The sequence below is a fragment of the Neorhizobium tomejilense genome (genome assembly GCF_964254135.1).
GTDB classification, from domain to species: Bacteria; Pseudomonadota; Alphaproteobacteria; order Rhizobiales; family Rhizobiaceae; genus Neorhizobium; species Neorhizobium tomejilense.
Genome location: NZ_CAXUSO020000001.1, coordinates 3,184,877 through 3,210,979, shown reverse-complemented (window position 1 = coordinate 3,210,979; position 26,103 = coordinate 3,184,877). Strand labels below are relative to the sequence as shown.

Here is a 26,103-nt window from a genome sequence, read left to right as displayed (position 1 = left end):
CAGAGTGGTCCAGGAAATGCCCCAAGGACGTTCGTTTTTTAACCCTTCAGATCTCGCCGACGTTACTCATAAGGCCTTCCGAATGACGACGCGCCTGCGTCCGATACGCATGTCGCTGCTGGGTCTGTTGGCCGTCGCCATCCTATCGGGATGCGAGTCCTCTTCGGTTGCCGACAAGGTTCTCGACGACAAGGCACTGAAGCCGCCGCCATCCGTGGTCGAGGAAACATTCGGGCGCGGCTCGACGGAAGTCACCGTGCTTCTCACCAAGGCGTCGAACGGCACCTATGAGGGTGCTGCGCGCGACATACGTGACGGTGCGGCACTTGCCATCGGCGAACTTGACGATGCCAGCGTCATGAAGATCAAGGTGATCGACGTGGCGGAGGGGCCGGCTGCCGTGGCTCCGGCGCTCGCCGCTGCCAGGGCGCGCAATTCCGGTCTGCTGATCAGCTACGCGCCGCAGGCGACGACAGCGGCGATTGCCGCCATTCCGGCCGATCAGCGTCCGCCGCTGATCAATCTCTCAAGCCCTGTGGCCGGCGCGAACGTCTTCAATTTCGGGTTCGACGAGGTGGCGAGTGTTGCACGGGGCGTGCGCCCGGTCATCACCGCCGGCCATAAGAGAATTGTCGTCCTGGCGCCCAGCAGCATAGCCGGTGTCGACGAGGAGCGCCTGAGATCCGCGGTCGGCCAGGCCGGCGGCGCGCTGATCGGCGTGGTCCGTTATGATCCAGCCGCGCCGCTTGGCGACCTGCTTACCCGCAACAAGGCCCTGCTCGATGATGCGGGTGCCGTGGTGCTGATGGGGGACTCGCCAGCGGTCGGAACCATCCTCAAGGGTGTCAGGACGTCTTTCGGCAAACTGGCCGTGGTCGGAACCAGCCACTGGCCAATAGAGCTTTATGCCGATCCGGCTGCCTCCAATGTCATCATCGCAGCGGCCGATCCGGACGCCTCGCTGTTGATCGGCGAGCGATATCGCCGCTTCAACAAGCGTTCGCTCTCGGTCTATGCCGCGGAGGGTTACGACAGTATCGCGGTCGCTGCCGGCCTCGTCCGAGGCAAGGGTGCAACGGCGCTGACGCCGGAAGCGCTGACGACGAAGACGGGGTTTCGAGGCGTTACGGGCCTGTTCCGTTTCACGCCGAGCGGAATGGCGGAGCGCAAGATCGGGCTTTACAAGATCGACGGCGGCCGGCTGGTGGCCATCGAGCCGAAGGCGGTCAGCTTCTGACCGGATTTGACGCACCTGGTACCGGCGCAGATATCGCCCATCCGGGAGCAAATCCTCAATCTGCCGGTCGAGACGAAAAAGGAGTTCGGCTTCTCCTGTCTTTTGGTGCGTGGCAACCTTTCGGGTGTGGGCTATTTCCCGGACACTGCGAGCCGAATATTATCCAACGGAAAGACCGGGAGATTTTACATGGTTGATTATCGCTATCTGGGCCGCAGCGCCCTCAAGGTTTCGCCGCTGACACTGGGGGCCATGATGTTCGGCAACCAGACGCCGGACGACGTGGCGTTGCGCATCATCGACAAGGCGCGCGACCAGGGGATCAATTTTATCGATACCGCCGACGTCTACCACGACGGCAAGTCGGAGGAGGTCGTCGGGCGCGGCATCAAGGCTCATCGCGACGACTGGGTTGTTGCGACGAAGTTCGTCAATTTCCACAATAACAAACCCAACCAGGGCGGCCATTCGCGCAAATGGGTCTTCCAGACGGTCGAGAACTCGTTGCGCAACCTGGGCACCGATTATATCGACATCCTCTATTTCCACCGTTCCGTTTTCGATGCGCCTCTGGATGAGCCGATGCGGGCCATCGCCGATCTGATCAAGGCCGGCAAACTGCGTTACTTCGGCGTTTCGAATTTCCGCGGCTGGCGCATTGCTGAGGTATCCCACCTCGCCGACCAGCTGGGAATCGACAGGCCGATCGCCAGCCAGCCGCTCTACAACATCGTCAACCGCACCGCGGAAGCCGAGCAGTTGCCGGCCGCTGCCGCTTATGGTCTCGGCGTGGTTTCCTACAGTCCGCTCGCGCGCGGCATCCTTACCGGCAAGTACAATGTCGGGGAGGCGCCGGCGGCCGATACGCGTGCCGGGCGCGGCGACAAGCGCATGCACGACGTGGAGTTCCGCGAGGAATCGATCGCGATCGCCAGGCAGATCGCGGAGCATGCACAAGCGAAGGGGATTGCGGCTGCGGATTTTGCGCTCGCCTGGGTGCTCAACAACCAGCTCGTCACATCGGCGATTGCCGGTCCGCGCACCGAGGAGCATTGGGACGGTTATGTCCGCGCGCTCGAGGTCAGGCTGGACGCAGAGGACGAGGCGCTGGTCGATCGTCTGGTCGCAACCGGCCATCCGTCGACACCGGGCTTCACCGATCCGGCTCACCCGGTCGAGGGCCGCGTTGCCCGTTCGGCAGGTCGATCGGCGCCGGTCGCTCCGCTCACGCGCTCGCAAAGCGTCGCCTAGCGGATACGGGCGATCAGGAACCTGAGTTTGGCGCTCCCTAACTCAAGCATCAGCGCTCGATATCGGAAGCCGAGAATTCCCCGAGCCTCATCCGAATGGGCAGTTCCATTTCTGCAGGCCTGCTCTATCTGCTGGTGATCCGGGGTTCTCTCTCAAAGGCATACATGACTTCAGCAGATTCCGAGACGGAAACGACGGATGTCTGCATCGTCGGCGCAGGCCCCGTCGGGTTGGCGCTCGCTCTGAAGCTGGAGAAACTCGGGCTCACCGTAACCCTGCTCGAAATGGGCGCGGGCGGAGCGGCGGAAGACGCCGGTGCCGGCGAGATCGAATTCACCAACGGCCATCATGCCCCTTCGATGGCGATGTCCCGTCCGGGCATAGGTGGTGCGTCGGCGCTCTGGGGCGGCCGGTGCGTCGCTTTCGACGACCTGGATTTCGAGGTGCGGGATCATGTGCGGTTTTCCGGTTGGCCGATTTCCCACGAGGAGCTTCGCCGCCACTATGCGGAGGCGCTGACATTCCTCAACTGCAATGCCGACGAGCCTCCCTTAGAGGCGGTCGGCGTCTCGGACAATAGGATCGATACGAACGCGCTGGAGCGCTGGAGCCGGTCGCCGGATCTCGGGCCGATTTACGGGGAGAGGCTCAGGGCTTCCAGGCGTATTCGTCTCGTGAACGCAACCGTCGCCGGCATCACGCTCGATGCGTCCGGTGCGCGCGTCGAAAGTCTCACGGCCTATAGCGCCGGGCAGGAAAGCCAGATCACGGCAAGAACTTTCGTCCTCGCCGGAGGGGGGCTGGAAAATGCCCGCCTGCTGCTCGCCCTGCGGCAGAGGCGGCCGGAAGCACTGGGCGGTCCCGACAGTCCGCTTGGCCGCTTCTACCAGGGGCATCTCACCGGCTACATTGCCGTGCTGCAATTCGACAAGCCCAGGCTCGCGAACCACTTCGCCTTCAATATCGACGACGAAAACTATATCTTCCGTCGCAGGCTGCAGATCACGCCGGCGATCCAGGCGGAGGAAAAGCTGCTCAACTGCGTCTTCTGGATCGACGCTATTTCGGTTGCCGATCCCGCGCATGGCTCGGGTGCGCTATCACTCATCTATCTGTTCCTGAAGATGTTCGGTCTCTATCGCCGCCTCTCGAACGGCCTGGCGCCGACGGCCAGGGGGCCTGAGAATATCGACCGCCGGCAGCATTGGCGGAATATCCGCACCGATCGCCGGACGGTATTCGATCTGTTCGGATCGGTTCTCAACATGCTGGAGCGACGCATCGAACCGTGGCGCACGCTCATCAATCCGAAAGGCCGCTATCTGCTTCGCTACCATGCCGAACAGGTGCCCAATCCGGAAAGCCGGGTCTACCTGCAGCCTCAGGGCGGAGCGGGCACCCAGGCTGGTCTCGTCGTCGACTATCAAGTGACCGAACAGGACTTGAGTTCGGTTCTTAAATCGCACGAAATCCTCGATACGTGGCTACGCCGAACCGGTCTCGGGAGACTGGAATATCTGCATGACACTCACCAGCGGCGGCAGGCCGTGCTGAGCCAGGCATTCGATGGCTATCACCAGATCGGCCTCAGCCGCATGTCCGGCAACCCTGACGATGGCGTGACGGATGCCGATTGCCGCGTCCATGGCATCGGCAATCTGTATCTTGCAGGCAGCGGCCTGTTCCCGACGGGAGGCCATGCCAACCCGACTTTGCCGGCCGTGGCGCTGGCGCTCCGGCTCGCCAAACACCTTTCCGAAAAGCTCAGGCGATGATGGTCCGCCGGGGTCTGGCGGGGTAGGTCAATGCGGTGGACTTCTGGCGAAGGGTAAGCCTGCCGGCGGCGTAGAACATCAGGAACGAGCCGATCTGGTAGGGGAAAAGCACGTCGACCTCCACGAAGGCCCGTATCAGCAGCAGGACGCTCAGCGCGCATAACAGCGTCGAGCCGGGGTCGCGGTTGCGGCTCAGCATCGCGCTCAGATGGCCGAAGACGTTTGTCAGCATGATCATGCAGAGCAGGGCGAGCCCAACGAGGCCGGTCTCGACGGCGACCTCGATGAACGTGTTGTGGAAATGGAACCCGCTGCGGGCGGTGATGAAGAAGTCGTCCCACAGTCTCTCGGCATCGGCGAAGCCAGGAACCCAGTAACCCTGATAACCGGTGCCCAGAATCGGGTTTTCGCGTATAGCCTCGATTCCCTGCTGCCAGAGATAGGTCCGTCCTGTCAGCGTCGAATCCTTCCCGAATATGCCGAGGACCGCGTCGATGGCACCGATCTGGAGCGCCCCGACAATCGCGACCACTCCAATCACCACCAGTGCGGCGACCAGCAGCTTGCGGTAATTGGGAGAAAGATGCGCGACCGGCATGTAACCGACGCAAAGCGCCAGAACGCCGGCGGTGGTGATGGCAGAGGTCGCCGATTGAGAGGCGAGAAGGCAATAGGCGCTCAGAAGGCCGACGCCGCCCGAGGCGATCAACCAGAGACCCTTCTGCCGCCAGATGAGCAGATAGGATGCCGCGAAGAAAAGGCCGAGCGAGGCGTAGAAACCGAGCTGGTTCTTCGAGGAGAAGGCGCCGACGAAACTGTAGCTGCCGTCGATCGCGTCGTAGAGGTAGGTTCCGAACAGCATGGAAAACAGGAGTACAATCGCCGTGCCGACGATCGCGCCGCGGGTCAATGTCAGCACGCTGATCGTGCGCATGGCGATCAGCGCGCAGACCACATGGGTCAGGTATTGTATCGCGGTGCGCAGCGAGATGCCGAAGGCCGGCGACCAGAAGGCTGAAATGAAGCAGAACAGCGCAAACCCGAATATCCAGAGATATTTGAGGTAGTTGCCGAGCGCCCGCCGATAATCGGCGAGCAGCAGCAGGAACCAGACGCCGTAATAAGCGAGGATCGAAATCTGCCCGAACCGGCTCGAATAGGCGAACACGAAGAAGGACAGCGCGACCGCAGCCACGCCGTAGACTTCATTGCGAGCCGGATCGATCAGCGCAGATTTGGCAATCCTCATGCGATCCTCATTGCATCAGGAGCTCGGCGGTGACCTTGACGACGTCGCCGGGCATAAGCTTGTCGTTTTCGCCGACGACAACCTCTTTCGGCCCCTGACCTTCGTCCCGCACCACGGTGTATTTGATGGTGGCAGACTTGCCCGAAGGGTCGAATTTCAGCGCCTCGGCCGACTGAGCCACGGCTTCCGACATCAGTTCGCGGCTGGTGCCGAGCTGCAGACCGAGTTTTTCGAGTTCTGCATCGGTGTTCTGCAGCTCCTGGGCGCGCTGGGCCTCCCAGTCGTTGCGCAGGTTGATCTCGTCCTGGTTCGCCTTGTTGATATCCTGCTTGGCGCGAAGGGTGGAGGTGTCGATATCGAGGAGGTTGCCCTCGATGGTCGCGGCTCTTTCCTCGGCGGTGATGCGGCGGCTGGATGTCGCCAGCCCCTGTTCGGTCAGCTTCGCCATCTTTTCGCGATCCTCGCTGACGAGCTGCAGCTGCCGCTTCTGGGTCTCGGTCTTCTGGCTGAGCGACTGGACCTCGTTTTCGAGCAGCGTGCGCAGGTCGCCGAGCGCCTTCAGCTGAAGTTCGTAACGGTCGCGACGCGATTTCATCAGCGACGCTTCGCTGGCGATCAGTTTTTCGGCGTTGCCGATGTCTTTGAGTTCCGGGGGGACTTTCAGGTCGGTAGCGCCGGCGACTTCCGCCAGCAGCCGTGCACGGCGAGCAAGAAGCCGGGCGCGCTCGGAATCGTAGACGGAGGCGTCGCCGCGGGCATTGATGAAATCCCGGGCGAAACGTTGGCCCGAATCGGACCGGAGAAGGCCGCCGGCGAGGCTGATGGCCTTCAGCACGGTGAGGTTGGGTGTAAAGGGATATTCGCCCGGCGTATGCACGTCGCCGGCCAGGAAAACCGGCCGGAACTGGGCGATTTCCACGGAAGCCGACGGCAGGTTGCGCAACGCGAATTTGCCGCGCAACTCCTCGCCGATGGTTTTCGCCACCTCGCCCGCCGTCTTGCCGGCCGCCGGGAGGTCGCCGATGAAGGGAAGCGAGAGCGACCCGGTCGGCCCGATGGTATAGTCGCCGCTCACCGCATCCCAGTTGCGGATCGTGCCGTCGGCCGGCTGCCACTCGGCGACGCGGACGCGAAGCTTATCCATCACGCCGAGGCGATAGCCGGCCTCGTCCGCAGTCGCGCTACCGGCCAGAGCGACTGTGATCGCACCGGCCAGAAAACATAAAGCACGCAGGCCCCTCGCGGAGGCGGTTTGTGTCTGCATGGATTTTTCCTTCAAAAGGCGCGGAACTAGGTCCGCGCTCGAAGCCCGCCAAAATCGCCGATCCCGTCAACGGGCCGACGCCTCAGCAGAGGGGATGGATGATCAGTAACTGCCGCGCGCCATGCAGACGGCGGGGATCGTTTTCACGATGATGGCGACATCACCGATGAGCGACCAGTTCTGGACGTATTGGGTGTCGAACGCGATACGGGTGTCATAGGAAACGTCATTGCGGCCGCTGATTTGCCAAAGCCCGGTGAGGCCCGGGCGCGTGCTCAGGTAGTAGGCTGCAAAGCTGTCGTAGAGGTTCAGTTCCTCGTCGACCACGGGGCGAGGGCCGACAACGCTCATTTCACCCCGCAGAATGTTGAGAAGCTGCGGAAGCTCGTCGAGGCTGAGCTTGCGCAGCACGGTGCCGACAACCGTCACGCGGGGATCGACCTTGAGTTTGCGCGTCGCTCGCCACTCCTCCGCGGCTTGCGGGTTGGCTTTCAGGTGGTTTCGCAGGACTTCGTCGCCATTTACGGCCATCGTGCGGAACTTGAGGCATTTGAAGATGCGGCCGTTATGGCCGATCCGAGGATGGCCATAAAGAATAGGGCCATGGTCGGTAAACTTCACCAACGCCGCGATCATCAGGAAGATGGGACTGAACAGGATGAGGGCTAGGGCGGCGGCAGTGATATCGAAACTTCGTTTTGCCAAGCCCCCGGTTGGGAGAGTCATGCGGGCTTGGTCTGACGTTGAGAACGGCGAACCTGCCGAACGTGTCGCTGACTTCATAGAGTGAACTCCACTTAGGTTTTGCGATAGTCGGTGCCATTACGGCGCGTCATTGAGCGTTAATGTGATAATAAGTCTGTGTTCGCAATTTGATGAAGATCAAACTTTTCCGTCAACCGCCTCGGGCAGGGGGTGGGGGGTGATCCCCAACCCGCGATTGGGCGGGAACAACTTGGGAGATATACGCCAAAAGTACAGTCAATACTGTAGAAGGCGTGTAAAATTGGCCATGTAGCCAATATTAGCAGCTTGGGCCAAACTTATCCCTTCGTTCTCTCCTGTGGGTCGTCTAGTCATAAAACGCGCAGCTTCTTGGCGATGGGGACCAAAGTAGCTTTCGTCTGGGACCAAAGGCCCATCCCTGTTGCGTCGCAATACAATGCTGCAACGCAACAATGGTTGGCGAGTTCGCGTGAGCTTTGTAACAAAAGTTGATTGGGTTTGACGGGAGTTGAGAGAACTGGCCGCAGATTTCGTTCCAACCGGGTCGAATCCGGGCGAAAATGTGGCAAAACCGAGGCCTGAGCACTTGTGGTACTGAGATAAAGATCGATGCATTGCCTGCAGTATTTATCGGGAACCTCGAGGACCTTACGAAAGTTTCACCAATAGCTGGCACTATCGGGATCGGAAAACTTGAATCCTCTCCGCCAGACTCATATGGTTGTTTTATCGGGAGAGGAGCCTGAAAAGCCTAGAGCGGAACATTTATGTTCGGGAGGAAGGACCATGTACGCGCCGCGCGTCTTTATCAGCATGACAGGGACTCTGATCGTGTTCGCGGTGGCTGCGTACCTTATCACCGGGTCAGTCTATACGGCATTTATACAGACCCTGATCTGTGCAGTCCTGATCCAGGCAGGATATTTCGTCGCCATCCTCTATCTGGTCCGTCGTGAAAAGCAGTTGCGGGATGCAGGCGTAACTTCGGACGCCGCTGCGGCGGCCAAGAGTTCAAAGGACGGCAGCCGGCGTGACGGGCTGCGTGCCGATCCCGCTCCGCACCTTCCGGCCGGCGATACCTGAACGAAATCGCTCTTTTTTCCGCCAGTTTCACACGAGGGCCATTTTCCTGGGCCCATAGTTGCGTTGCGATGCAACATGGAGTGGGCTATGGCGGAAAACGCTTCTCAGACGATCTGCGTCATCATCGCGGTCAAGAATGCCGCGGAAACGATTGGAGTAGCAATCCAATCCGCCTTGAACGAGGCTCGTGTCAGCGAGGTCGTGGTGGTCGATGACGGCTCGACCGATGGCACTGCCGATGTCGCGCGCAAAGCCGACGACAAGTCCGGACGGCTGACCGTTGTTTCGTTCGAAAAGAATCGCGGCCCCTCAGCCGCCCGCAATCATGCGATTGCTATATCGAGCGCGCCACTGATCGGCATCCTCGATGCCGACGACTTCTTCTTCCCCGGCCGGTTCGCGCCGATGCTGGAGGAGGAGGGCTGGGACCTCATCGCCGACAATATCGCCTTCATCTACGAACCGAGCGGCCCCGTCCGTCCGGAACGGTTCGAGACCCGGGCGCGGACCATGTCGCTCGTCGAATTCGTGGAAGGCAACATCTCCAAGCGCGGTGTCAAACGCGGCGAGACCGGTTTTCTGAAGCCGGTGATGAGCCGGGCGTTCCTTGACGCCCACGGCCTCCGCTACGACGAGAACATGCGTTTCGGCGAGGATTACGACTTCTACGCCCGGGCGCTCGCCAAGGGCGCGCGCTACAAGGTGATAGAGCATTGCGGCTACGGCGCCATCGTGCGCCAGGATTCGCTGAGCAGCCGGCATCACACCGACGACCTGCGCAAATTCTACGAGGCGGACGACGCGCTCCTTGCAGATCCGGCGCTTGGCGAAGAGGAGAGGGCAGTGATCGTCCGGCATCGCGACCATACGCGCGACCGCTACGAGCTGCGTGCCTTCCTCGACATCAAGTCGCAGGCGGGGAACGGCGCGGCCATCCGGCACCTGCTCTCCCGCCCGCAGGTCCTGCCGGCGGTCGCGACAGGCATCTTCCTCGACAAGCTCGATCTCCTGCGCGCCCGGTCGTCCAAGCCGCAGGCGCAACCGGCCGGCATGCGCTATCTTCTGCCCGGCATACCCGCTGTTCAGAAATAGTCGCGGCGTATCCCTTCCAGCATCGTCCGGAACCTCTCTTTGCGCTCGTCCAGAACCTCGACGGGGCTGAGCCGCGGTTCCGCGCGGCTTGCCTGCCAGAGCGCCAGCACCGACGGAGCGGCAAGCAATTGCTTCGCCATGCCGCGAAGGCCGGCCCGCGAGGGCGTCCGGGTGATGACCTCGCCGCTGTGCGGCTCCGGCGCCGCCTCCTCATGCGCGGGTTGCTGACCTTCGAAGCTGAAGCCCCAGAAGCGCGAGCGCTTGGCCACCGCTTCTGCGCGGGTGGAGACTGGCACGTAGCGAGGTTCGTAAACCGTCCCCACCGATGCGGCCCAGTCGTTCCACTTGAAATTGTTGATGGAACGGGAGCTGCTGACGGCCACCCACGGCACCCGGAAGGCATCCGCCAGGATCGCGCCGTGCATGGATTCGGCGATGATCAGCTCCGACTGGGCGATATGGCGGATGACCGATTTGGCCTCGCCGCGCGGATCGAGATAGGTGAGGCCGACAGGCTCGCAGACGGCGTTCCACATGCCGAATTCCGCCGATTCCCAATGGGGAATGAAGGTCTTCTTGTGGATTTTCGGCAGATTCTGGAATTCCGGCATATCGGCGATCATCGCCGCCGGGTCGGTGATCGCCTTGTCGGGCGAAATGCCGAGCTTGGCGGCCGTCATCGGGCCGCGGACCGCCCGCACGTCCCATTCCGCCGCGTCGGCGACATCAGGCGGCGTGCCATAACCGTAGCCGCTGCCGATGACCAGCTTCTTCTGGCCTGCAGGCAGCAGGACCGGATTGAGGACAGTGCCGACGCCGACCAGCAGGACCTCGGGGTGAACGTCCCGAAAACCGGGAAGCAGCGCATCCCAGAGCCAGAGATTGAGGTCGTCGCCGAAATTGCCGTGATGCGATTCCCAGTAGTACGCTTTCATGCGGGCCTCCGTGGGATGATAAAATTAAAAGGAAACACAGGCATTTAGCGCGCGTTGCGGCCGAGTTTCCCGGCCCCGAGTTCGAAGGCCGCCCGGATTAGCGCGGGATCGCGCATCACCCAGCGGGCGAGCAGGCCGAGGTCCGGCGCCTGGCGGCGTTTCACCCGTCCGGCCTGGCTCCAGAGGGCCTGCCGCCGGGCCGTGTTCTTGTAGGATGCGATCGAGGCGACGTCGCTGGGGCGCGAACGGAAACGCTCCTCCAGCGTATCGAGCGCCACCCAGGTGTTGAACTGCTGTCGCAGGAACTGCGGCGAGCGATTGTCGATGCTGTGGAAGATGTTGAGACCCATGCCGCGGACCGCACCCTCTTCGTCGCAGAGCAGGGTTCGCTTCGATTTCAGGATGCAGTCGACGAAGAACAGCACGTCTTCGGCCGCCAGCCGCAGCGAGGGTTCGAAACGGACCGTCTCGAAGACCGGCCGGGCGATGACCATGCAGGAGAGATGCAGGAAGCTCCAGTTCTTCAGCATGACGCTCGCGAGATCCGGCATTTCGATCAGGAGCGGGCTTTCAGAAAGCCGCGTACCGCCTTCCGTCTGTTCGAGTTCGGCCATGCCGAAGTGGTAGTAGAACTCGTCGCTTGCCTGCATCGAGGCCCAGTAGCACTCGGCATCGAAGCGGGTCATGCTCTCAAACGCATTCTTCAGATGATCCGGCAGCCAGACGTCGTCCGAATCGAGAAGTGCCGCGTAACGGGTGGCAGCGGGTATGTTGTCGAGGCCGGTATTGCGTGCCGCACCCGGCCCGCCGTTCTGCTGGCGGATTACGCGGATGCGGGATCTCCAAGCGTCTTCAATGCCTTGAAGCTCCATATCTGCGGAGAGGGGCGACTCGTCGTCGACAATGACGATATCGAAGTCCTGATAGCTCTGATCGAAAATCGATTTCAGCGCGCGGCGAAGAATGCCGGCTTCCTTCTGGAAAAATGGGATAACAACCGTGAACGTCGCCATGTTTTTGCCCCTGCCTTTTCAAAGAATTACAAGCCTCTGACGTTTGTCGGGCTCCGGGTTGACGGCAGTGCGCTGCCGTATCGAATGACCTCCCGTAACAGGATTTGACCCTATGGCTCCCGCCAAGACGATCACACCGGCCTCGGCCGAGCGCGTTATCTAAGACCGTTACATTCGGGCTGAAATTTGTCACGGGCTCCAATCTGGCAAGACCGCGGGCCTTGGAAGATCTCGGATCGGTCCCCCGGGGCACCACCCGGTGCTGTTTTCGGCGATGATCTGCCGGTCGTCCTGCGCATCCTCGCAGCGCAGTTAACGAAGTCTTATCTGGAGGCGGCAAGCGGCGGTGCAGCCGGGGGAGACCCCATCAATTGGCACCCTTTTGGTGGCTGCGGCCTGGTTTTGCTGAAAATTCAGGACGTCGTCCGCCGCCGCGGATCCCGGCGGTGCAGCGGGGTCGGCTTTGCCCGATTGTGTCCCAGATTTGCCCAGATTACGCCACATTCCGCGCCCGTTTGAGGGCGAGGAGGTACATGGATACGAAAGTGCTAGCCGTTTCGGCCTATTGCAAAAAGATTTTTTTGTGCTGTTGCGGTGCAGCATTCCGAGCCCCGAAGTGGGCCCTGAACCCTTGAAAATCATAAGTCCCCGAAGCCGTATCGGACGCCGGGACAGGAGCCTCTTCGAGCCTCAGTATTTCCGCGTGGGTTGCTTTTTTGCTGCGCCGCCACATTTTGCGCCAAACTCGGCCCGATCCTTTTTGCGTGACTGCGGGCTCAAGTCTGCTCTGATTGAAACGGTGGTGACGGGAGGCACTGCCCAAAAAGGGGTGACTCGTTTGACTGTCGATCCAAACATATCCTCCCGTATCAATCTGATGCGTATCCTGCTGATCTCCGGCATACTCTTCGTCCATGTGCCGCACGATCCCGGGACCAGCCCCTTCCTGGGGCTGAATGGTTTGTTCGATTGGCTCAGGGTTTTCCTCGGGGATAGCCTGTTCCGTATCGGCGTGCCGTGCCTCAGCGCAATTTCCGGTTACCTGCTGTTCCAGCGTGGCTGGGAGACGTTCGACTATGCCAAGACGCTTCGCTCCAAGGCGAGGACGGTCCTGGTGCCTTTCCTGTTGTGGAACCTCGGTCTGCTTGGGGCCGTTCTCGTCGTCCAGCCAATGGACATCGGTGTTGGGTATTTCCCTGATCTCTGGAACCTTTCCACGCGGGAATTCCTGAGCAACGCATTGGCCACGGAAGGGCTGCCGATCAATGTTCCTCTCTACTTTCTGCGCGACCTGATCGTCTGCATCATCCTGTCGCCGATCCTTGCCATGTCGGTGCGGCGCTTTCCGGCAGTGACGCTTGGCGTGCTGTTCCTGCTGGCGATCACTCCCGCATTGATGCTCGGCATTGTCCTGAAGAAATCGATCCTGTTCAGCTTCACCCTCGGCATCTTCCTGGCGCTCCACCGGGTGGATCTCAAGGTTGCGGACCGGTATGCGGGGTTGGGTACGGCAGCGATGCTCGCCGCCGCAGTGCTGCTGTCCATCGGCCTCTACTGGACCGGCCCGGATTTCCCCTGGCCTCTCGACATGGCGCGCAGCGCGCTTTCGATTGTCGGCGCCGGCGGATTCTGGCTGATGTCGGCGATCGTCATCCGTTCCTGGGCCGGCCAACGGCTTGCCGCCACCGGAAGCCTGAGCTTCTGGATGTTCTGCGCCCATTACCCGCTGCTCGTCCTGATGTGGATGGTGTGGAACCGGGTGGCAGGTGACGCCCTTTATCCCGTCTTCTACACGGCCGCCGCCGTCGGAAGCTTCCTCATTCTTTTTGTCAGCAACCGTCTTTTCTCGCGCAGAATGCGCGGCCTGTATGAGGTGTTGACGGGCAGCCGCGGCCGCAAGGCCAAGCTTTCGGCCGCCGCCAGCTCCCACTCACCCGCCGGGGCCAACCATCCCGGCGAACCCGTAATGACGCAACAGCATAGGTGAAACATGACGGCCAAGGCCAGACAGATTCAACTAACCTGCCAGGTTATCATCGCTGCCGCGGTATCTGGACTTCTCTCCCCCGCAGCACACGCCCAACAGGGTGCTGCGGGTCAGTCCTTCGTGGAGAACTTCGACAGCCTCGATCGTTCCGTCTGGTACGTCTCGGACGGCTGGAACAACGGCAAGCACCAGAACTGCACCTGGTCGAAGAAGCAGGTGAAGGTCGAAGGCGGCGCCCTGCAGCTCGGCTTCACCGGAGACAAGACCGGCGACCGCGGCTTCGCCTGCGGCGAGATCCAGACCAAGGCGCGCTTCGGCTACGGCACCTACGAGGTGCGCATGAAATCCGCGACGGGCTCGGGACTCAATTCGGCGTTCTTCACCTATATCGGCCCGACCGACAAGAAACCGCATGACGAGATCGATTTCGAAGTGCTCGGCAAGAATACCGGCCAGGTCCAGCTCAACCAGTATGTTTCCGCCAAGGGCAACAACGAAAAGCTCGTGCCGGTCGCCGGCGGTGCGGACAAGGGTTTCAACGACTATGCCTTTATCTGGGAGGAGAACCGCCTCCGTTACTTCGTGAACGGCAAGCTCGTCCACGAAGTAACGGACAAGACGAAGATCCCGCAAAACCCCCAGAAGATCTTTGTCAGCCTCTGGGGAACCGACACGCTCAAACAGTGGATGGGCGCATTCTCCTACACCCAGCCGACCTCGATGACCGTCGACCGGATCTCCTTTACCGCGATCGGCGAGAAATGCCGCTTTCCTGAATCCGTGCTCTGCACACTCGGCTGAGCCGCCTTGGCGGCTCGACAATGGAGTTGGACGATTTGACTTTGAGCGTTCTCTATCTCGCGCATGACATGGCCGACGCGGCCATCCGGCGGCGCGTGCTGACCTTGAAGGCCGGCGGTGCGACTGTCACCGTCGCGGGCTTCGAGCGCGGCTCGAACGTGCTTGCCGACGAGCGGGATGTGACGACCGTTTCACTCGGGCAGACGGCGGACGGGCGTTTCGCACAGCGCATCGGAGCGGTTCTTGCCGCCCGCATGAGGCTGAAGCGGACGCTGGCCGATATCGCCGTGCCCGACGTCATCATCGCCCGCAATCTGGAGACGCTTGCGCTTGCCGGACGTGCCGCGTCCATGTTCAGCCGCCGGGTTCCTGTCGTCTACGAATGCCTCGATATTCACCGCCTGCTTCTCGACGAGGGAATGAAGGGCCGCCTGATGCGCCAGGCGCAGCTGTTTTTCGGCAGCCGCGCCAGCCTGCTGATCACGAGCTCCCCGGCTTTCGTGGAAAATTTCTTCAGGCCGCGTTCCGGCCTCGACCTGCCGGTTCTGCTTCTGGAAAACAAGGTGCTCGCCCTTGAGCCGGAACCAGTTTCCGGGCAGCTCCAGCCCCGCCCACCGGAGCCGGGCAAGCCTTGGCGGATCGGCTGGTTCGGAGCAATCCGCTGCCGCAAGTCGCTCGATATGCTGATCGACTTCGCGGCCCGCATGGACGGGAAGGTCGAGATCGTGTTGCGCGGCCGCCCGGCTTACAGCGAGTTCGACGATTTCGATGCCAAGGTCGCCGCCGCCCCGCATGTCGAGTTCCACGGCGCCTACCGCAATCCCGAGGATCTCTCTGCGATTTACGGCGACGTGCAGTTCACCTGGGCGATCGATTTCTTCGAGGAAGGGCTGAATTCCAGCTGGCTGCTGCCGAACCGGCTCTATGAAGGCGGGCTATACGGCGCGGTTCCGATCGCGCTTGCAGGCACCGAGACCGGCCGCTTCATCGGCAAGCGAGGCATCGGCCTGGTGCGCAATCAGGTGACGGCCGAGACCCTCGAGGCGCTGTTCAACGAGATGACGGAAGCCCGCTACATCGACCTCTTTTCCCGGCTTGCCGCCGTCGAGCGCAGCCAGTGGGTGACCGGTCCGGCGGAATGTCGCGCCCTTGTCTCTCGGCTCGCTGCCCTACATCCCAACGTCCCGTCGCCGGCCGAAATGCCGGCTGTTTCAACCCTGCAATCGTGAGGTGGAGTATGGTTTTGCGTTCTCACTCCAATGCCCAGATGTCCGAGATCCGGACGCTTCTGGTGATCCCGTGCCTCAACGAAGCGGCAACAATCGCGCCGCTGTTGCACAAGCTGAATGGCCAGCGCGGCGACATGGACATGCTGATCGTCGTCGCGGACGGCGGCAGCCAGGACGGCACGACGGACATCGTCCAGGGACTTATCCCGGAAATCCGGGACCTCGTGCTGATCGGCAACCGCAAGCGCATCCAGAGCGCGGCCATCAATCTCGCGGTCGACCGTTTCGGCGAAGATCGTGACTTTCTCATCCGCATCGATGCGCATGGGGATTATCCGGAGGATTATTGCCGGACCCTGCTGCAGGAGGCAGTCGAGATGGATGCCGATTCTGTCGTGGTCGGCATGGAGACGATCGGTTTCGGGACTTTCCAGAAGGCGACCGCGGTGGCGCAGAATTCCAAGCTCGGAAACGGCGGTTCGAAACATCGCGCCGGCGGCGGCGGCGAGTGGGTCGATCATGGCCATCACGCGTTGATGCGGATTTCGGCCTTCCGGGCCGTCGGCGGCTATGACGAGAGTTTCAGCCACAATGAGGATGCCGAACTGGATTTCCGGCTGCGCGCGGACGCTTTCCGAATCTGGATGACCGGCAAGACCTACATGACCTATTATCCGCGCTCGACCGCCTCGGCGCTGTTCCGGCAATATCTGGCCTACGGCCGGGGCCGTGCGAAAAACCTCGTCAAGCATCGTTCCATTCCAAAGCTCCGTCAGGCCATCCCGCTGGCAGTCGCGCCGGTCGTCCTCGGCGCGGTGCTTGCGCTTCTCTATTGGTGGGCGGCCGTGCCGGTGGTCATCTGGGCCGCGGCCTGCATCGGCTACGGCTTCTGGCTCGCCGTCGGGCAGAAGAACCCTTACGGGCCGCTCGCCTCGCTCTCCGCGATGATCATGCATTTCGCCTGGTCGGCCGGCTTCTGGCTGGAACTGATCGGCATCCGCCCACGGAGGATCGCTTGATGGCGGCAGAGGAAAGGCCGTTCCGTATCGATATCGGTATCTGCACCTACCGACGTCCCGAACTTGCCGAAACGCTGATCTCGCTCTTCGAGATTGCCGTCCCGGCGGGCGCGGAACTGCGCCTGATCGTTGCCGATAACGATGCAGGCCCGAGCGCAAGCGGGCTGGTGGATGGTTTGCGGGAGCGTTCGCCGTTCCCGATCCGCTATGTGCATTGCCCGAAGTCGAATATCTCGATCGCCCGCAATGCCTGCCTCGCCGAAAGCGATGCGGACTACCTTGCCTTCATCGACGACGACGAGACGGCGGAGCCGGAATGGCTGGCCGGTCTGATGGCGATGGCGAGGCAAACGGGCGCGGACGCCGTTCTCGGGCCGGTCCGGGCGGTCTACGGAGCGCAAAGCGCCGACTGGATGCGCAAGGGCGACTTCCACTCGACGATGCCGGTCTGGGTCGATGGACAGATCAGGACGGGTTATACTTCAAATGTTCTGCTTCATATGCGCTCGCCGGTCGTCGCGGGCCGCAGGTTTGCGCTCTCGCTCGGCCAGAGCGGCGGCGAGGATACGCATTTCTTCACCGCACTGACCGATGCTGGCGGCCGGATCGCGTTTGCGCCGGATGCGGTGGTCGAGGAACTGGTGCCTGAAAAGCGGGCAAGTTTCTCCTGGCTCGCCAAGCGCAGGTTCCGTTCCGGGCAGACGCATGGGCGCATCCTTGCGACAAAGAATTCCGGCTTCGGCCGGATCAAGCAGACCGCACTTGCTGCGCTGAAACTCGGTTATTGCCTGGCGGTGACGGCGGCAACCATTGCCTCGCCGGTCATTCGTACTCGCTACGCTCTTCGTGCGGCACTCCATGCCGGCGCGGTCACGGGCACGCTCGGCATCCGCGAGATCCGCCAATACGGAGCCGCCGAAGCCACATGACGATGCATGATATGCAGGCCCCGGATTTCCAGCCCGACGTGAGCTTTGTGATTGCGGCTTACAATGCCGAGGAGACGCTCGCACGCGCGATCGACAGTGCGCTCGCCCAGATCGGCGTGACGCTCGAAGTGATCGTCGTCGACGATTGCTCGACCGACGGGACGCGGGCAGTCGCCGAAGGTTATTCCGATCAGCGGGTCAGGCTGATCGCCCAGGCGGTGAACGGTGGGCCGGCTGCGGCTCGAAACGCCGGACTCGCGGCGGCCAGGGGCCGTTGGGTCGCCATTCTCGATTCCGACGACACGGTCTATCCCGTCAGGCTTTTGACCATGCTGGAGCGGGCAGAGGATGCGCAGGCGCAGATTGTCGTCGACAATCTCGACGTCATCCCGTTCGACCATGGCGAGCCCCATGCGATGTTCTCCAAGGAGGCGCTGAGGCAGCGGTCGATGCTGACACTTGCCGATTTCATCGGCTCGAACGTGATTTTCCAGTCGACCTTCAACTTCGGCTACATGAAGCCGATCTTCGAACGCGCATTTCTCGTCGAGCACGGGCTGCGCTTCGACGAGGCGCTGCGGATCGGCGAGGACTATCTGCTGCTTGCTTCTGCCCTGGCGAGCGGTGCGCGATGCGCGATCGCGCCGGAGATCGGATATGTCTACCACCTGCGCCAGGACTCGATTTCGCGCGTCCTGGAGCAGAGCCACCTGGATGCGATGTTGGCCTCCGATCGCGCTTTTCTCGCCCGCTACAAGCTGGATGCGAAAGCCTCGGCTGCCCAGCGCAGGCGCACCCGCAGCATCCTCGAAGCGGGCTCATTTCTCACGCTCGTCGACGAAATCAAGAAGGGTTCCGTCGGCGGCTTCCTGAAAACGGCAATCGAAAACCCACGTGCGCTCCGACTTCTGCGCATGCCGATTGCCGTTCGCATGCGTCGGCTGGTGAAGCGGCCGACGTCAATTGAAAATCCGATCAATAGGGCGGGGGCGCCCTCAGAAAGGACGAAGGAATGGACATGAAAAGACCAGTTCGAAAGGCGGTGATACCCGTCGCAGGCAACGGCACTCGGTTCCTGCCGGCCACCAAGGCCATGCCGAAGGAAATGTTGACGATCGTCGATCGGCCCGTCGTGCAATATGCGGTCGACGAAGCCATGCAGGCGGGAATCGAGCACATCATTTTCGTGACCAGCCGCAACAAAACCGCGATCGAAGACTATTTCGACAGTGCGCCGGAGCTCGTCGCGACGCTGACCCGCGCGGGCAAGACGGTCCAGGTTACCCAGCTCGAAAAGATGCTGCCGGTCGCCGGCACCGTCAGCTATACGCGCCAGCAGGTGCCGCTCGGGCTCGGCCATGCGGTCTGGTGCGCCCGCGAACTGGTCGGCAACGAACCCTTCGCGCTGCTTCTGCCCGACATGGTTTCCTACGGTCCGCAGGGCTGCATGGCCGGGCTGATGGATCTCTATGAAGAAGTCGGCGGCAATGTCTTTGCGGTCGAGGAATGTGCACCGGAAGAGACGTCGAGCTATGGTATCGTGGGTGTCGGCCACAGCGTATCGCATGGTTTCGAGGTGACGGAGATGGTCGAAAAACCAAAGCCTGCCGAGGCACCGTCCAATTATTACCTGAATGGGCGTTATATCCTGCAGCCGGAAATCTTCGAATTGCTTGCCCGGCAGGAACGTGGCGCCGGCAACGAAATTCAGCTGACGGACAGCATGCACAAGCTTGCGCAGGTCCAGCCGTTCCATGCGCATCCCTATCAGGGACGCACATTCGACTGCGGCAGCAAGCGCGGCTTTATCGAGGCGAATGTCGCCTTCGCCATGCTTCGCCAGGATATGGGGGCCGAGATTTACGCCTCCATCAAGGAACTGATGATGTCGCACGAAACGCGGGTCAAAGCCGCCTGACGCGCATTCAAATCATACGAGACGGATGGCGGCAATCCGCCATCCGTCCCCCAAAGCTCCAGAAAGCGGGCCCTATGGATCAGGTAAACTTCCGACCGAGAACGATATTCCCGAGCGAAACGCGGGATAACGATACGTTCATCGATCTCGATAAGCTCTGGGCGGCTGCGATCCGTCGTTCGGGGATCGTCGTCGTCTGCCTCATCGCCACCGTTGCCCTTGCCGGGCTCTACCTGGTGATGGCGCAGCCGATCTACACCGCCCTGACGCAGATCCTCATCGACGAGAACCTTTCCCGTTATGCTGACGACGCGCAGGACAGCCAGTCGGCCCAACAGATCGACAACCGCATGTCGAGCGCAGTCGAGATCCTGAAATCCAAGGCATTGGCGGTGAGGGTGGTAGACAAGGCCAAGCTCGATCAGAACGACACGGTGGTCAATCCGCCGCAGTCGCCGGTCGATCTTGCCAAGGGCGCCATCCGCAGCGTCGTCGCGCTTCTGACCCCCGGCAGTCCGCCGGCTTCCGAAGAGGATATCCGGATGGGCCGGCGCGAAAAGGCGGCGGCTGTCCTGCAGCAATCGCTGACCGTCGAGCGTGTCGGTCGCAGCTCGGTGATCGCACTGTCCGTTCGTTCGCCGGATCCGCAGCTTGCCGCGATGATCACGCGGACCTATGCGGAATCTTATCTCACCGAACAGCTCAACGCCAATTTCGATGCGACGGAGCGGGCTTCGCTCTGGCTGCAGGAGCGCCTGAACGATCTCAACAGCCGTTCGCAGCAGGCCTCGCTTGCCGTCGAGCAATTCAAGACCCAGCACGGTCTGGTTTCGCCGCGCGGCGAACTCCTGTCGACACAGCAGCTTTCGGATCTCAACAGCCAGTTGATCGTGGCGCAGGCCGATGCAGCGACCGCTTCGGCACGCTATAATCAATATCAGGCGATCATCGACAAGGGGCCTGACGCGGCCGTTCAGAATGCCGTCATTTCGGCTCGCGATACCGACAACACGGTCATTCAGGACCTCCGCAAGCGTTACATCAACATTTCCGACCGCGAGCAGGGCATCATCCAGCAGTTCGGTGCCAACCATCCGCAGGCGGTCGCGCTCAAGACGGAAAAGAGCGAACTCGCGCAGCAGATTTACCGCGAGCTGCAGCAATTGACCGGCAGCTTCCGCAACGTGTTCGAGGTGGCGAGTTCGCGCGAAAAATCGCTGCGTGAAAGTATCGACCGGGTCGCGGGCCGCAATTCGGAAGCGAATGTCTCGATGGTCCAGCTGCGTGAACTGGAGCAGAGGGCGGCGGCGCTGAAGACGCTCTATGAATCCTATCTCGGACGCTTCGAAGAAGCGACGCAGCGGCAATCCTTCCCGATCGCCAAGGCCCGCGTGATCTCCGATGCCGGTCTGCCGACGGCCCCGTCCAGCCCGCGCAAGACGCTGACCATGGCGCTCTCCATCGTGCTCGGCCTGCTGATCGGCGGAGCCGCGGCAACGCTTCTGGAATTCCGCGAGCGGTTCTTCCGGACCGGTGACGACGTGCAGGAGAAACTGGGTCTTCGCTTCCTCGGCTACCTGCCGAAAGTGAGCGGCGCCAGTGCGGAGGAAACGCCACCGCCGGCACCGACCGATGCCGAAGCAGCGGGAGCACCTCCCGGCAACCCGATCTCGTTCCGTCGCTTGATGCGGGTCGCGGTCGAGGCGCCACGGTCTCAGTTCGCCGAGACGCTGCGCAATGCCAAGCTCGCCTGCGATATCATGCTGCAGGAGCGGAAGTGCCGGGTGATCGGCGTGGTCTCCTGCCTGCCGGGCGAAGGGAAATCCATGGTCGCCGCCAATTTCGCCGGGCTGATCGCCTCGACGGGCGTTCGCACGCTGGTGATCGACGCCGACCTGCGCAATCCGGGTCTCAGCCGCATGCTGGCCTCGGAGCCGGAAGTCGGACTGGTCGAAGTAGTGCTCCAGCAGACGCCATGGACCAATGCCGCGCGTGTCGACCGCCGATCGCGCCTGACGATCCTGCCGATGACGACGCGCAGCAAGCAGCTCGCCCATACGAGCGAACTTCTCGCTTCTTCCGGCATGAGCCATTTCCTCGAAAGCATCAAGGATACGTTCGACGTCATCGTCGTCGATCTGGCGCCGCTCCTGCCGGTCATCGATGCCAAGGCCTTCGAGCCCTATGTCGACGGTTTCGTCTTCGTCACCGAGTGGGGCGTGACCCCTGCGAAGGCGGTGCAGTCCATCATCCGGTCCGAACCGCAGATCGCCTCGAAAACGGTGGGCGTGATCCTCAACAAGACGGAGATGTCGGAATTGCACCGCTATGCCGATCCGGGCTCGCCGGAGCGGCTGCACAGCAGCTACGTCTCATATTACAAGGAAGGTTCGGCCTCGGCGCCACGCTGACCTATGATTCAGCTGACATGTGATTAAAGGGGCGGTTTTTACCGCCCCTTTTTCGTCAGGCGCTTGCCGCGGCCTGGTCGCTCCACTGCGTGCAATCGGCGAAATCGACCTTGCGAAATACGTGGCCGATGCCGATCAGTACGGGTTCATCGATACCGATCTCTGCCATGGCCGCAGCCATGTCGCTCAGACGCCCGGCCCAGCGCCGCTCGTTCGGCCGCGTCACCGCGCTGACGATCACGACCGGCATGTCGTGCGTCATGCCGGCGTCCGTCAGCTTGCTCACGATCTCGCCCGCGGTGCGTCCCGCCATGTAATAGATGGTCGTGGTTCGCGGGTCGGCGAGGCTTTTCCAGTCCAGATTGTCCGGCAGCACGCCCTTGCGCGAATGGCCGGTGACGAAATGGACGCCCTGCGCATGGTCGCGATGGGTCAGCGACACGCCGAGCCGCGAGGCCATGGCGCTCGCCGAAGTGATGCCCGGCACGACGTCGACGGGGATGCCTTCGCGTTCCAGGCAGGCGATTTCCTCTCCGGCGCGGCCAAAGACCATCGGATCGCCGGATTTCAGGCGGACGACACGTTTGCCCGCCTTGGCGAACTTCACCAGCATGTCGTTGATGTCTTCCTGGCGGCAGCTTACCCGGCCACCGCGTTTTCCCACCAGCATTCGTTTCGCCTCGCGGCGTGCGAGCTCCAGCACCTCGTCGGAGACGAGATCGTCGAACAGGATGACGTCGGCCGCCTGCAGGGCACGCACCGCCTTTAGCGTCAGAAGTTCGGCATCGCCGGGGCCGGCGCCGACAAGGGTGACACGGCCCTTCTGGGCCGAGGATGCGACGCGGCCGGCATCGGCGAGGATTGCGGCTTCGCTGCCCGAGCCCGGTTCGCTGCCGAAGGCGCGGTCCACGAAACGTTCCCAGAAGGCTCTTCGCTGCGGGCCGGGCGCCAGGCGGTCGTTGATCTTTTCCCTGAGCGACTGGGCGAGCTCCGCCCAAGTTTTCAACGAGGCCGGCAGCAGGGTTTCGATACGACGGCGGATTGCCTGCGCCAGGATCGGCGCCGCGCCATCGGTTGAAATGGATACGACGACCGGCGAGCGGTTGACGATCGAGCCGAACTGGAACTGGCAGAAGGCGGGTTTGTCGATGACATTGACCGGCACGCCGGCCGCGCGGGCAGCGTCGAAAAACGCCTGCGCCTCGTCCTCATCGTCGCAATCCGCAATCGCGATCGCTGCGCCCTCGAAAATCGAAGCGTCCCACACGTTTAGATGATGAATAAAGCGACCCTGCGGATGTTCCGCCCCGCGTTCGATCAGCTTTTCGAATGTCTCGGAAAGCCTGTCCGCATAGACATGCACATTGGCGCCGCAGGCAGCGAGCAGCTCAGCTTTCCAGGCCGCTGCATCCGACCCACCGGCAACGATGACGGGCCTGCCTTCGAGCGCCCAGAAGACCGGGAGCTTCGCAAGCGGCGCCATGCGAGCGCCGCGATCAGGAGATGCTTCATTCCGCAGCTGCTGCAAGACATCCATCGATGATCCCCCTGATTTCAGCGCGGCAGGAGCCGCAATTGGTGCCGGCATTGGTTTCCTTGCCGACCGCCTCGACGCTGTGGCAACCCGTCCGGACCGCGCCGATGATCCGGTTGACGCCAACCGAAAAGCAGGAGCAGACTGTGGCGCCGGGATCCGGCTGGTCGGCTCCGGGGCGTCCGGCAACGATCGCAAAGCGCTTGCGCAGATCGGTATGTTCGGCGGCAAGCTGGCCGATTGCCCAGTTGCGCGCGACGGCGACCGGCTCGTTCGCAAGGAAAAGAGCTGCGAGCAGCTTTCCGCCGTCGAAAAAGGCGAGGCGCAGATCGCCGGACTGATGGTCGGCATAACCGAGCGGCTCGATCTCGGCCGGGATGCCGAATGCTCCCCGGCACCAGGCCACCCAGTCCTCGACCGGGTCCGCGAACGCGAGTTCGATCCGCCAGCCGCCGTCGGCCTTGGCGAGCGCCCAGTAACCCGCCTGTGGGTTCAAGGGTTTCGAGGCGGAAACGGCAAAGCCGTAGAAGCAAGCGGCGAACGGCCGAGCGGCGATCGCTATGTTCTTCGAGGCCGGTTGACCGGAAAACGGGTCGGTGACAGGTGCGACCAGCGCATCGATGCGCGCCCTTGCGGCGAACTGGTCGTTCCAGTGCATCGGCACGAAGAGGTTTCCACGGGCCTGGCGTTCGGTGACCAGCGCCCGGACGATTGCCTTGCCGTGCGGGCTTTCGAGCTCGACCAGGCCGGCGCCGCGAATGCTGAGTTCCATCGCATCGCGCGGATGGAGTTCCGCAAAGGGCTCGGCGATATGGCCGGAAAGCCGGGCACTTTTCGCCGTTCGCGTCATCGTGTGCCAATGGTCGCGGATGCGGCCGGTGTTCAGCGTCAGCGGGTATTCTTCGTTCGTGCGGTCGGTGGCCGGTGCCTGGACGGCGATGAAACGTGCCTTGCGGTCGGGGTGATAGAAGCCGCCATCGGCGAAAAAGCGCTTGTCGCTACCCCCGAGGGCAGGATTTTCCAGCGGAGCGGGCCACTGAAAGGGCGCCAGTGCATCGTATCCCTCTTCGCCGATTTCGACACACGCTCCGATATCGAAATCCCGGCTGCCCTCGTTCTCGAAGGCCGAAAGTGCCGCATGTTCGGCGAAGATCTCAGCCGCAGATTGATAATCGAAGCCGTCAAAGCCCATGCGCTGGCCGACTTCTGCCATCTGCCACCAATCGGCTTTGGCTTCGCCGGGTGCGGACAGAAACCAGCGCTGGCGGGAGATGCGGCGTTCCGAATTGGTGACAGTGCCGTCCTTTTCACCCCAGCCGACCGAGGGCAGCAGGACATGCGCGTGGCGGGCCGTATCGGTGTCCCGAAGAATGTCGGAGACCACCACGAAAGGACAGGCTTTGATGGCAGCCTCGACCGCATCGGCATCCGGCATCGAAACCACCGGATTGGTGGCCATGATCCACAGTGCCTTGATCCGTCCGTCGGCGACGGCGCGGAACATGTCCACGGCCTTCAGGCCCGGCTTTTCGGCAATCCGCGGCGAGGCCCAGAAACGCTGCACGCGGTCACGATCGTCCGCGCTTTCGATCGCCATATGGGCGGCGAGCATGTTGGCGAGACCGCCGACCTCGCGGCCACCCATCGCATTCGGCTGGCCGGTCAGCGAAAAGGGACCGGTGCCCGGCAGGCCGATGCGGCCGGTCGCCAGATGGCAGTTGATGATGGCGTTGACCTTGTCCGTACCCGACGCCGATTGGTTGACGCCCTGACTGTAGCAGGTGACGACCTTTTCCGTCGTCTCGAACAGGTCAAAGAACTCGCGAAGCTGCATCGCCGGCAGGCCCGTCCGCTCCATCAGTTCGGTGAAGGAAAGCGCGGAAGCGGCGGCAAAGGCTTCGTCGAACCCTTGCGTATGTGCGGCGATATAGTTCTGGTCGATTGCCGGGCTTTGCGCGAGGTGGGCGAGCAGGCCCATGAACAGCGCCACGTCGCCATCCGGCCGGATGCCCAGATGCAGGTCGGCGATATCGCAGGTCATCGTCCGGCGCGGATCGATGACGACGATCTTCATGTCCGGCCGCGCGGTCTTGGCCGCTGCGAGCCGCTGATAGATCACCGGATGACACCAGGCGAGATTGGAGCCGGTGAGGATGACCAGATCGGCGAGTTCGATGTCCTCGTAGGTGCCGGGAACGGTATCGGATCCGAAAGCGCGGCGGTGGCCGGCGACGGACGAAGACATGCAAAGCCTGGAATTGGTGTCGATATTTGCCGAGCCGATGAAGCCCTTCATCAGCTTGTTGGCGACGTAATAGTCTTCGGTCAGCAACTGGCCGGAGACATAAAAGGCAACGGAATCCGGTCCGTGTTCGGCGATGGTTTTCGAGAATTTTTCGGCGACGAGATCGAGCGCCTCGTTCCAGTCCGTCTGCCGGCCGAGGATCTCGGGGACGAGGACACGCCCATCGAGATCGATGGTTTCCGCCAGCGCCGATCCCTTGGAACAGAGCCGGCCGAAATTGGCCGGATGCTCGGGATCGCCTTTGACCGTCACGGCGCCGTTGTCCGCCACCGTAGCGATGACGCCGCAGCCGACGCCGCAATAGGGGCAGGTCGTCTTGGTGGTGTTTCCACCCGACTGCATTTC

20 protein-coding genes are annotated in these 26,103 nt (G+C 62.2%); 13 read left to right on the top strand and 7 right to left on the bottom strand.

Annotated features, from left to right (window positions below; genetic code table 11):
- Positions 1 to 82 precede the first annotated feature (82 nt).
- The 3 genes from ACSQ3G_RS16215 (at position 83) to ACSQ3G_RS16205 (ending at position 4,263) form a co-directional block, all read left to right on the top strand.
- Positions 83 to 1,237: a type 1 periplasmic-binding domain-containing protein gene (locus tag ACSQ3G_RS16215; RefSeq protein WP_436110754.1), complete on the top strand. Its 1,155-nt coding sequence runs from the start codon at positions 83 to 85 to the stop codon at positions 1,235 to 1,237.
- 189 nt (positions 1,238 to 1,426) lie between these two features.
- On the top strand, positions 1,427 to 2,488 hold the full coding sequence (locus tag ACSQ3G_RS16210; protein WP_436110753.1) for an aldo/keto reductase: 1,062 nt from the start codon (positions 1,427 to 1,429) through the stop codon (positions 2,486 to 2,488).
- Positions 2,489 to 2,652: 164 nt separating this feature from the next.
- A complete protein-coding gene (locus tag ACSQ3G_RS16205; protein WP_436110752.1) occupies positions 2,653 to 4,263 on the top strand; it encodes a GMC family oxidoreductase in 1,611 nt (536 codons plus the stop codon).
- On the opposite strand, the gene ACSQ3G_RS16200 is transcribed toward ACSQ3G_RS16205, so the two are convergent.
- From ACSQ3G_RS16200 to ACSQ3G_RS16190, 3 genes are all read right to left on the bottom strand, one after another.
- Entirely contained in the window at positions 4,253 to 5,512 is a 1,260-nt protein-coding gene (locus ACSQ3G_RS16200; RefSeq protein WP_436110751.1) for an O-antigen ligase family protein, read from the bottom strand. The genes ACSQ3G_RS16205 and ACSQ3G_RS16200 overlap by 11 nt on opposite strands.
- Before the next feature lie 7 nt (positions 5,513 to 5,519).
- The gene (locus tag ACSQ3G_RS16195) at positions 5,520 to 6,776 is read right to left on the bottom strand and encodes a polysaccharide biosynthesis/export family protein (RefSeq protein ID WP_436110750.1); all 1,257 of its coding nucleotides are present in this window, start codon (positions 6,774 to 6,776) and stop codon (positions 5,520 to 5,522) included.
- Between the two features lie 102 nt (positions 6,777 to 6,878).
- A complete protein-coding gene (locus ACSQ3G_RS16190; protein WP_046634162.1) occupies positions 6,879 to 7,559 on the bottom strand; it encodes a sugar transferase in 681 nt (226 codons plus the stop codon).
- A gap of 729 nt (positions 7,560 to 8,288) precedes the next feature.
- On the opposite strand from ACSQ3G_RS16190, the gene ACSQ3G_RS16185 reads away from it, so the two are divergent.
- Positions 8,289 to 8,585, top strand: a complete 297-nt coding sequence (locus ACSQ3G_RS16185; protein ID WP_105439695.1) for an exopolysaccharide production repressor protein — start codon at positions 8,289 to 8,291, stop codon at positions 8,583 to 8,585.
- An 87-nt stretch (positions 8,586 to 8,672) separates the two neighbouring features.
- The gene (locus tag ACSQ3G_RS16180; RefSeq protein WP_436110749.1) at positions 8,673 to 9,677 is read left to right on the top strand and encodes a glycosyltransferase family 2 protein; all 1,005 of its coding nucleotides are present in this window, start codon (positions 8,673 to 8,675) and stop codon (positions 9,675 to 9,677) included.
- Here ACSQ3G_RS16180 and ACSQ3G_RS16175 read toward each other — a convergent pair.
- Together ACSQ3G_RS16175 and ACSQ3G_RS16170 are read right to left on the bottom strand one after the other, a co-directional pair.
- Positions 9,668 to 10,612 carry a polysaccharide pyruvyl transferase family protein gene (locus ACSQ3G_RS16175; protein ID WP_436110748.1) on the bottom strand — a complete coding sequence of 315 codons (945 nt, stop codon included), beginning with the start codon at positions 10,610 to 10,612 and terminating at the stop codon, positions 9,668 to 9,670. The two genes, ACSQ3G_RS16180 and ACSQ3G_RS16175, sit on opposite strands and share 10 nt — an antisense overlap.
- 44 nt (positions 10,613 to 10,656) lie before the next feature.
- A complete protein-coding gene (locus ACSQ3G_RS16170) occupies positions 10,657 to 11,625 on the bottom strand; it encodes a glycosyltransferase family 2 protein (protein ID WP_105403099.1) in 969 nt (322 codons plus the stop codon).
- Between the two features lie 838 nt (positions 11,626 to 12,463).
- Between ACSQ3G_RS16170 and ACSQ3G_RS16165 the strand changes: the two genes are divergently transcribed.
- The 8 genes from ACSQ3G_RS16165 to ACSQ3G_RS16130 all read left to right on the top strand — a co-directional run bounded on the left by ACSQ3G_RS16165 (position 12,464) and on the right by ACSQ3G_RS16130 (position 21,919).
- Complete coding sequence (locus ACSQ3G_RS16165; RefSeq protein ID WP_436110747.1) at positions 12,464 to 13,612, top strand: acyltransferase family protein; 1,149 nt, start codon at positions 12,464 to 12,466, stop codon at positions 13,610 to 13,612.
- A 3-nt stretch (positions 13,613 to 13,615) separates the two neighbouring features.
- Positions 13,616 to 14,413 carry an endo-1,3-1,4-beta-glycanase ExoK gene (exoK, locus tag ACSQ3G_RS16160; RefSeq protein ID WP_436110746.1) on the top strand — a complete coding sequence of 266 codons (798 nt, stop codon included), beginning with the start codon at positions 13,616 to 13,618 and terminating at the stop codon, positions 14,411 to 14,413.
- A gap of 68 nt (positions 14,414 to 14,481) precedes the next feature.
- Positions 14,482 to 15,642, top strand: coding sequence for a glycosyltransferase (locus ACSQ3G_RS16155; RefSeq protein ID WP_436111726.1), 1,161 nt, complete (start codon positions 14,482 to 14,484; stop codon positions 15,640 to 15,642).
- Positions 15,643 to 15,650: 8 nt separating this feature from the next.
- Positions 15,651 to 16,661, top strand: coding sequence for a glycosyltransferase family 2 protein (locus ACSQ3G_RS16150; protein ID WP_436110745.1), 1,011 nt, complete (start codon positions 15,651 to 15,653; stop codon positions 16,659 to 16,661).
- Positions 16,661 to 17,590 carry a glycosyltransferase family 2 protein gene (locus ACSQ3G_RS16145; protein WP_436110744.1) on the top strand — a complete coding sequence of 310 codons (930 nt, stop codon included), beginning with the start codon at positions 16,661 to 16,663 and terminating at the stop codon, positions 17,588 to 17,590. The genes ACSQ3G_RS16150 and ACSQ3G_RS16145 overlap by 1 nt, the downstream gene beginning before the upstream one ends.
- The gene (locus ACSQ3G_RS16140; RefSeq protein ID WP_436110743.1) at positions 17,587 to 18,612 is read left to right on the top strand and encodes a glycosyltransferase family 2 protein; all 1,026 of its coding nucleotides are present in this window, start codon (positions 17,587 to 17,589) and stop codon (positions 18,610 to 18,612) included. The genes ACSQ3G_RS16145 and ACSQ3G_RS16140 overlap by 4 nt, the downstream gene beginning before the upstream one ends.
- Positions 18,603 to 19,508, top strand: a complete 906-nt coding sequence (locus ACSQ3G_RS16135; protein WP_105403095.1) for a UTP--glucose-1-phosphate uridylyltransferase — start codon at positions 18,603 to 18,605, stop codon at positions 19,506 to 19,508. The genes ACSQ3G_RS16140 and ACSQ3G_RS16135 overlap by 10 nt, the downstream gene beginning before the upstream one ends.
- 74 nt (positions 19,509 to 19,582) lie before the next feature.
- Positions 19,583 to 21,919 carry a polysaccharide biosynthesis tyrosine autokinase gene (locus ACSQ3G_RS16130; RefSeq protein ID WP_436110742.1) on the top strand — a complete coding sequence of 779 codons (2,337 nt, stop codon included), beginning with the start codon at positions 19,583 to 19,585 and terminating at the stop codon, positions 21,917 to 21,919.
- 55 nt (positions 21,920 to 21,974) lie between these two features.
- Here the strand turns inward: ACSQ3G_RS16130 and cysG are convergent, their stop codons facing one another.
- Positions 21,975 to 23,456: a siroheme synthase CysG gene (gene cysG / locus ACSQ3G_RS16125; RefSeq protein WP_436110741.1), complete on the bottom strand. Its 1,482-nt coding sequence runs from the start codon at positions 23,454 to 23,456 to the stop codon at positions 21,975 to 21,977.
- Complete coding sequence (locus tag ACSQ3G_RS16120) at positions 23,428 to 26,100, bottom strand: nitrate reductase (protein ID WP_436111725.1); 2,673 nt, start codon at positions 26,098 to 26,100, stop codon at positions 23,428 to 23,430. Before ACSQ3G_RS16120 ends, cysG begins: the two co-directional genes overlap by 29 nt.
- Between the last annotated feature and the right edge of the window lie 3 nt (positions 26,101 to 26,103).

Bases quoted from the DNA above. Each gene is read 5' to 3' on its own strand.
- ACSQ3G_RS16215 (WP_436110754.1), top strand. From the start codon at position 83: ATGACGACGCGCCTGCGTCCGATACGCATGTCGCTGCTGGGTCTGTTG.
- ACSQ3G_RS16210 (WP_436110753.1), top strand. From the start codon at position 1,427: ATGGTTGATTATCGCTATCTGGGCCGCAGCGCCCTCAAGGTTTCGCCG.
- ACSQ3G_RS16205 (WP_436110752.1), top strand. From the start codon at position 2,653: ATGACTTCAGCAGATTCCGAGACGGAAACGACGGATGTCTGCATCGTC.
- ACSQ3G_RS16200 (WP_436110751.1), bottom strand. From the start codon at position 5,512: ATGAGGATTGCCAAATCTGCGCTGATCGATCCGGCTCGCAATGAAGTC.
- ACSQ3G_RS16195 (WP_436110750.1), bottom strand. From the start codon at position 6,776: ATGCAGACACAAACCGCCTCCGCGAGGGGCCTGCGTGCTTTATGTTTT.
- ACSQ3G_RS16190 (WP_046634162.1), bottom strand. From the start codon at position 7,559: ATGAAGTCAGCGACACGTTCGGCAGGTTCGCCGTTCTCAACGTCAGAC.
- ACSQ3G_RS16185 (WP_105439695.1), top strand. From the start codon at position 8,289: ATGTACGCGCCGCGCGTCTTTATCAGCATGACAGGGACTCTGATCGTG.
- ACSQ3G_RS16180 (WP_436110749.1), top strand. From the start codon at position 8,673: ATGGCGGAAAACGCTTCTCAGACGATCTGCGTCATCATCGCGGTCAAG.
- ACSQ3G_RS16175 (WP_436110748.1), bottom strand. From the start codon at position 10,612: ATGAAAGCGTACTACTGGGAATCGCATCACGGCAATTTCGGCGACGAC.
- ACSQ3G_RS16170 (WP_105403099.1), bottom strand. From the start codon at position 11,625: ATGGCGACGTTCACGGTTGTTATCCCATTTTTCCAGAAGGAAGCCGGC.
- exoK (WP_436110746.1), top strand. From the start codon at position 13,616: ATGACGGCCAAGGCCAGACAGATTCAACTAACCTGCCAGGTTATCATC.
- ACSQ3G_RS16155 (WP_436111726.1), top strand. From the start codon at position 14,482: ATGGCCGACGCGGCCATCCGGCGGCGCGTGCTGACCTTGAAGGCCGGC.
- ACSQ3G_RS16150 (WP_436110745.1), top strand. From the start codon at position 15,651: ATGGTTTTGCGTTCTCACTCCAATGCCCAGATGTCCGAGATCCGGACG.
- ACSQ3G_RS16145 (WP_436110744.1), top strand. From the start codon at position 16,661: ATGGCGGCAGAGGAAAGGCCGTTCCGTATCGATATCGGTATCTGCACC.
- ACSQ3G_RS16140 (WP_436110743.1), top strand. From the start codon at position 17,587: ATGACGATGCATGATATGCAGGCCCCGGATTTCCAGCCCGACGTGAGC.
- ACSQ3G_RS16135 (WP_105403095.1), top strand. From the start codon at position 18,603: ATGGACATGAAAAGACCAGTTCGAAAGGCGGTGATACCCGTCGCAGGC.
- ACSQ3G_RS16130 (WP_436110742.1), top strand. From the start codon at position 19,583: ATGGATCAGGTAAACTTCCGACCGAGAACGATATTCCCGAGCGAAACG.
- cysG (WP_436110741.1), bottom strand. From the start codon at position 23,456: ATGGATGTCTTGCAGCAGCTGCGGAATGAAGCATCTCCTGATCGCGGC.
- ACSQ3G_RS16120 (WP_436111725.1), bottom strand. From the start codon at position 26,100: ATGCAGTCGGGTGGAAACACCACCAAGACGACCTGCCCCTATTGCGGC.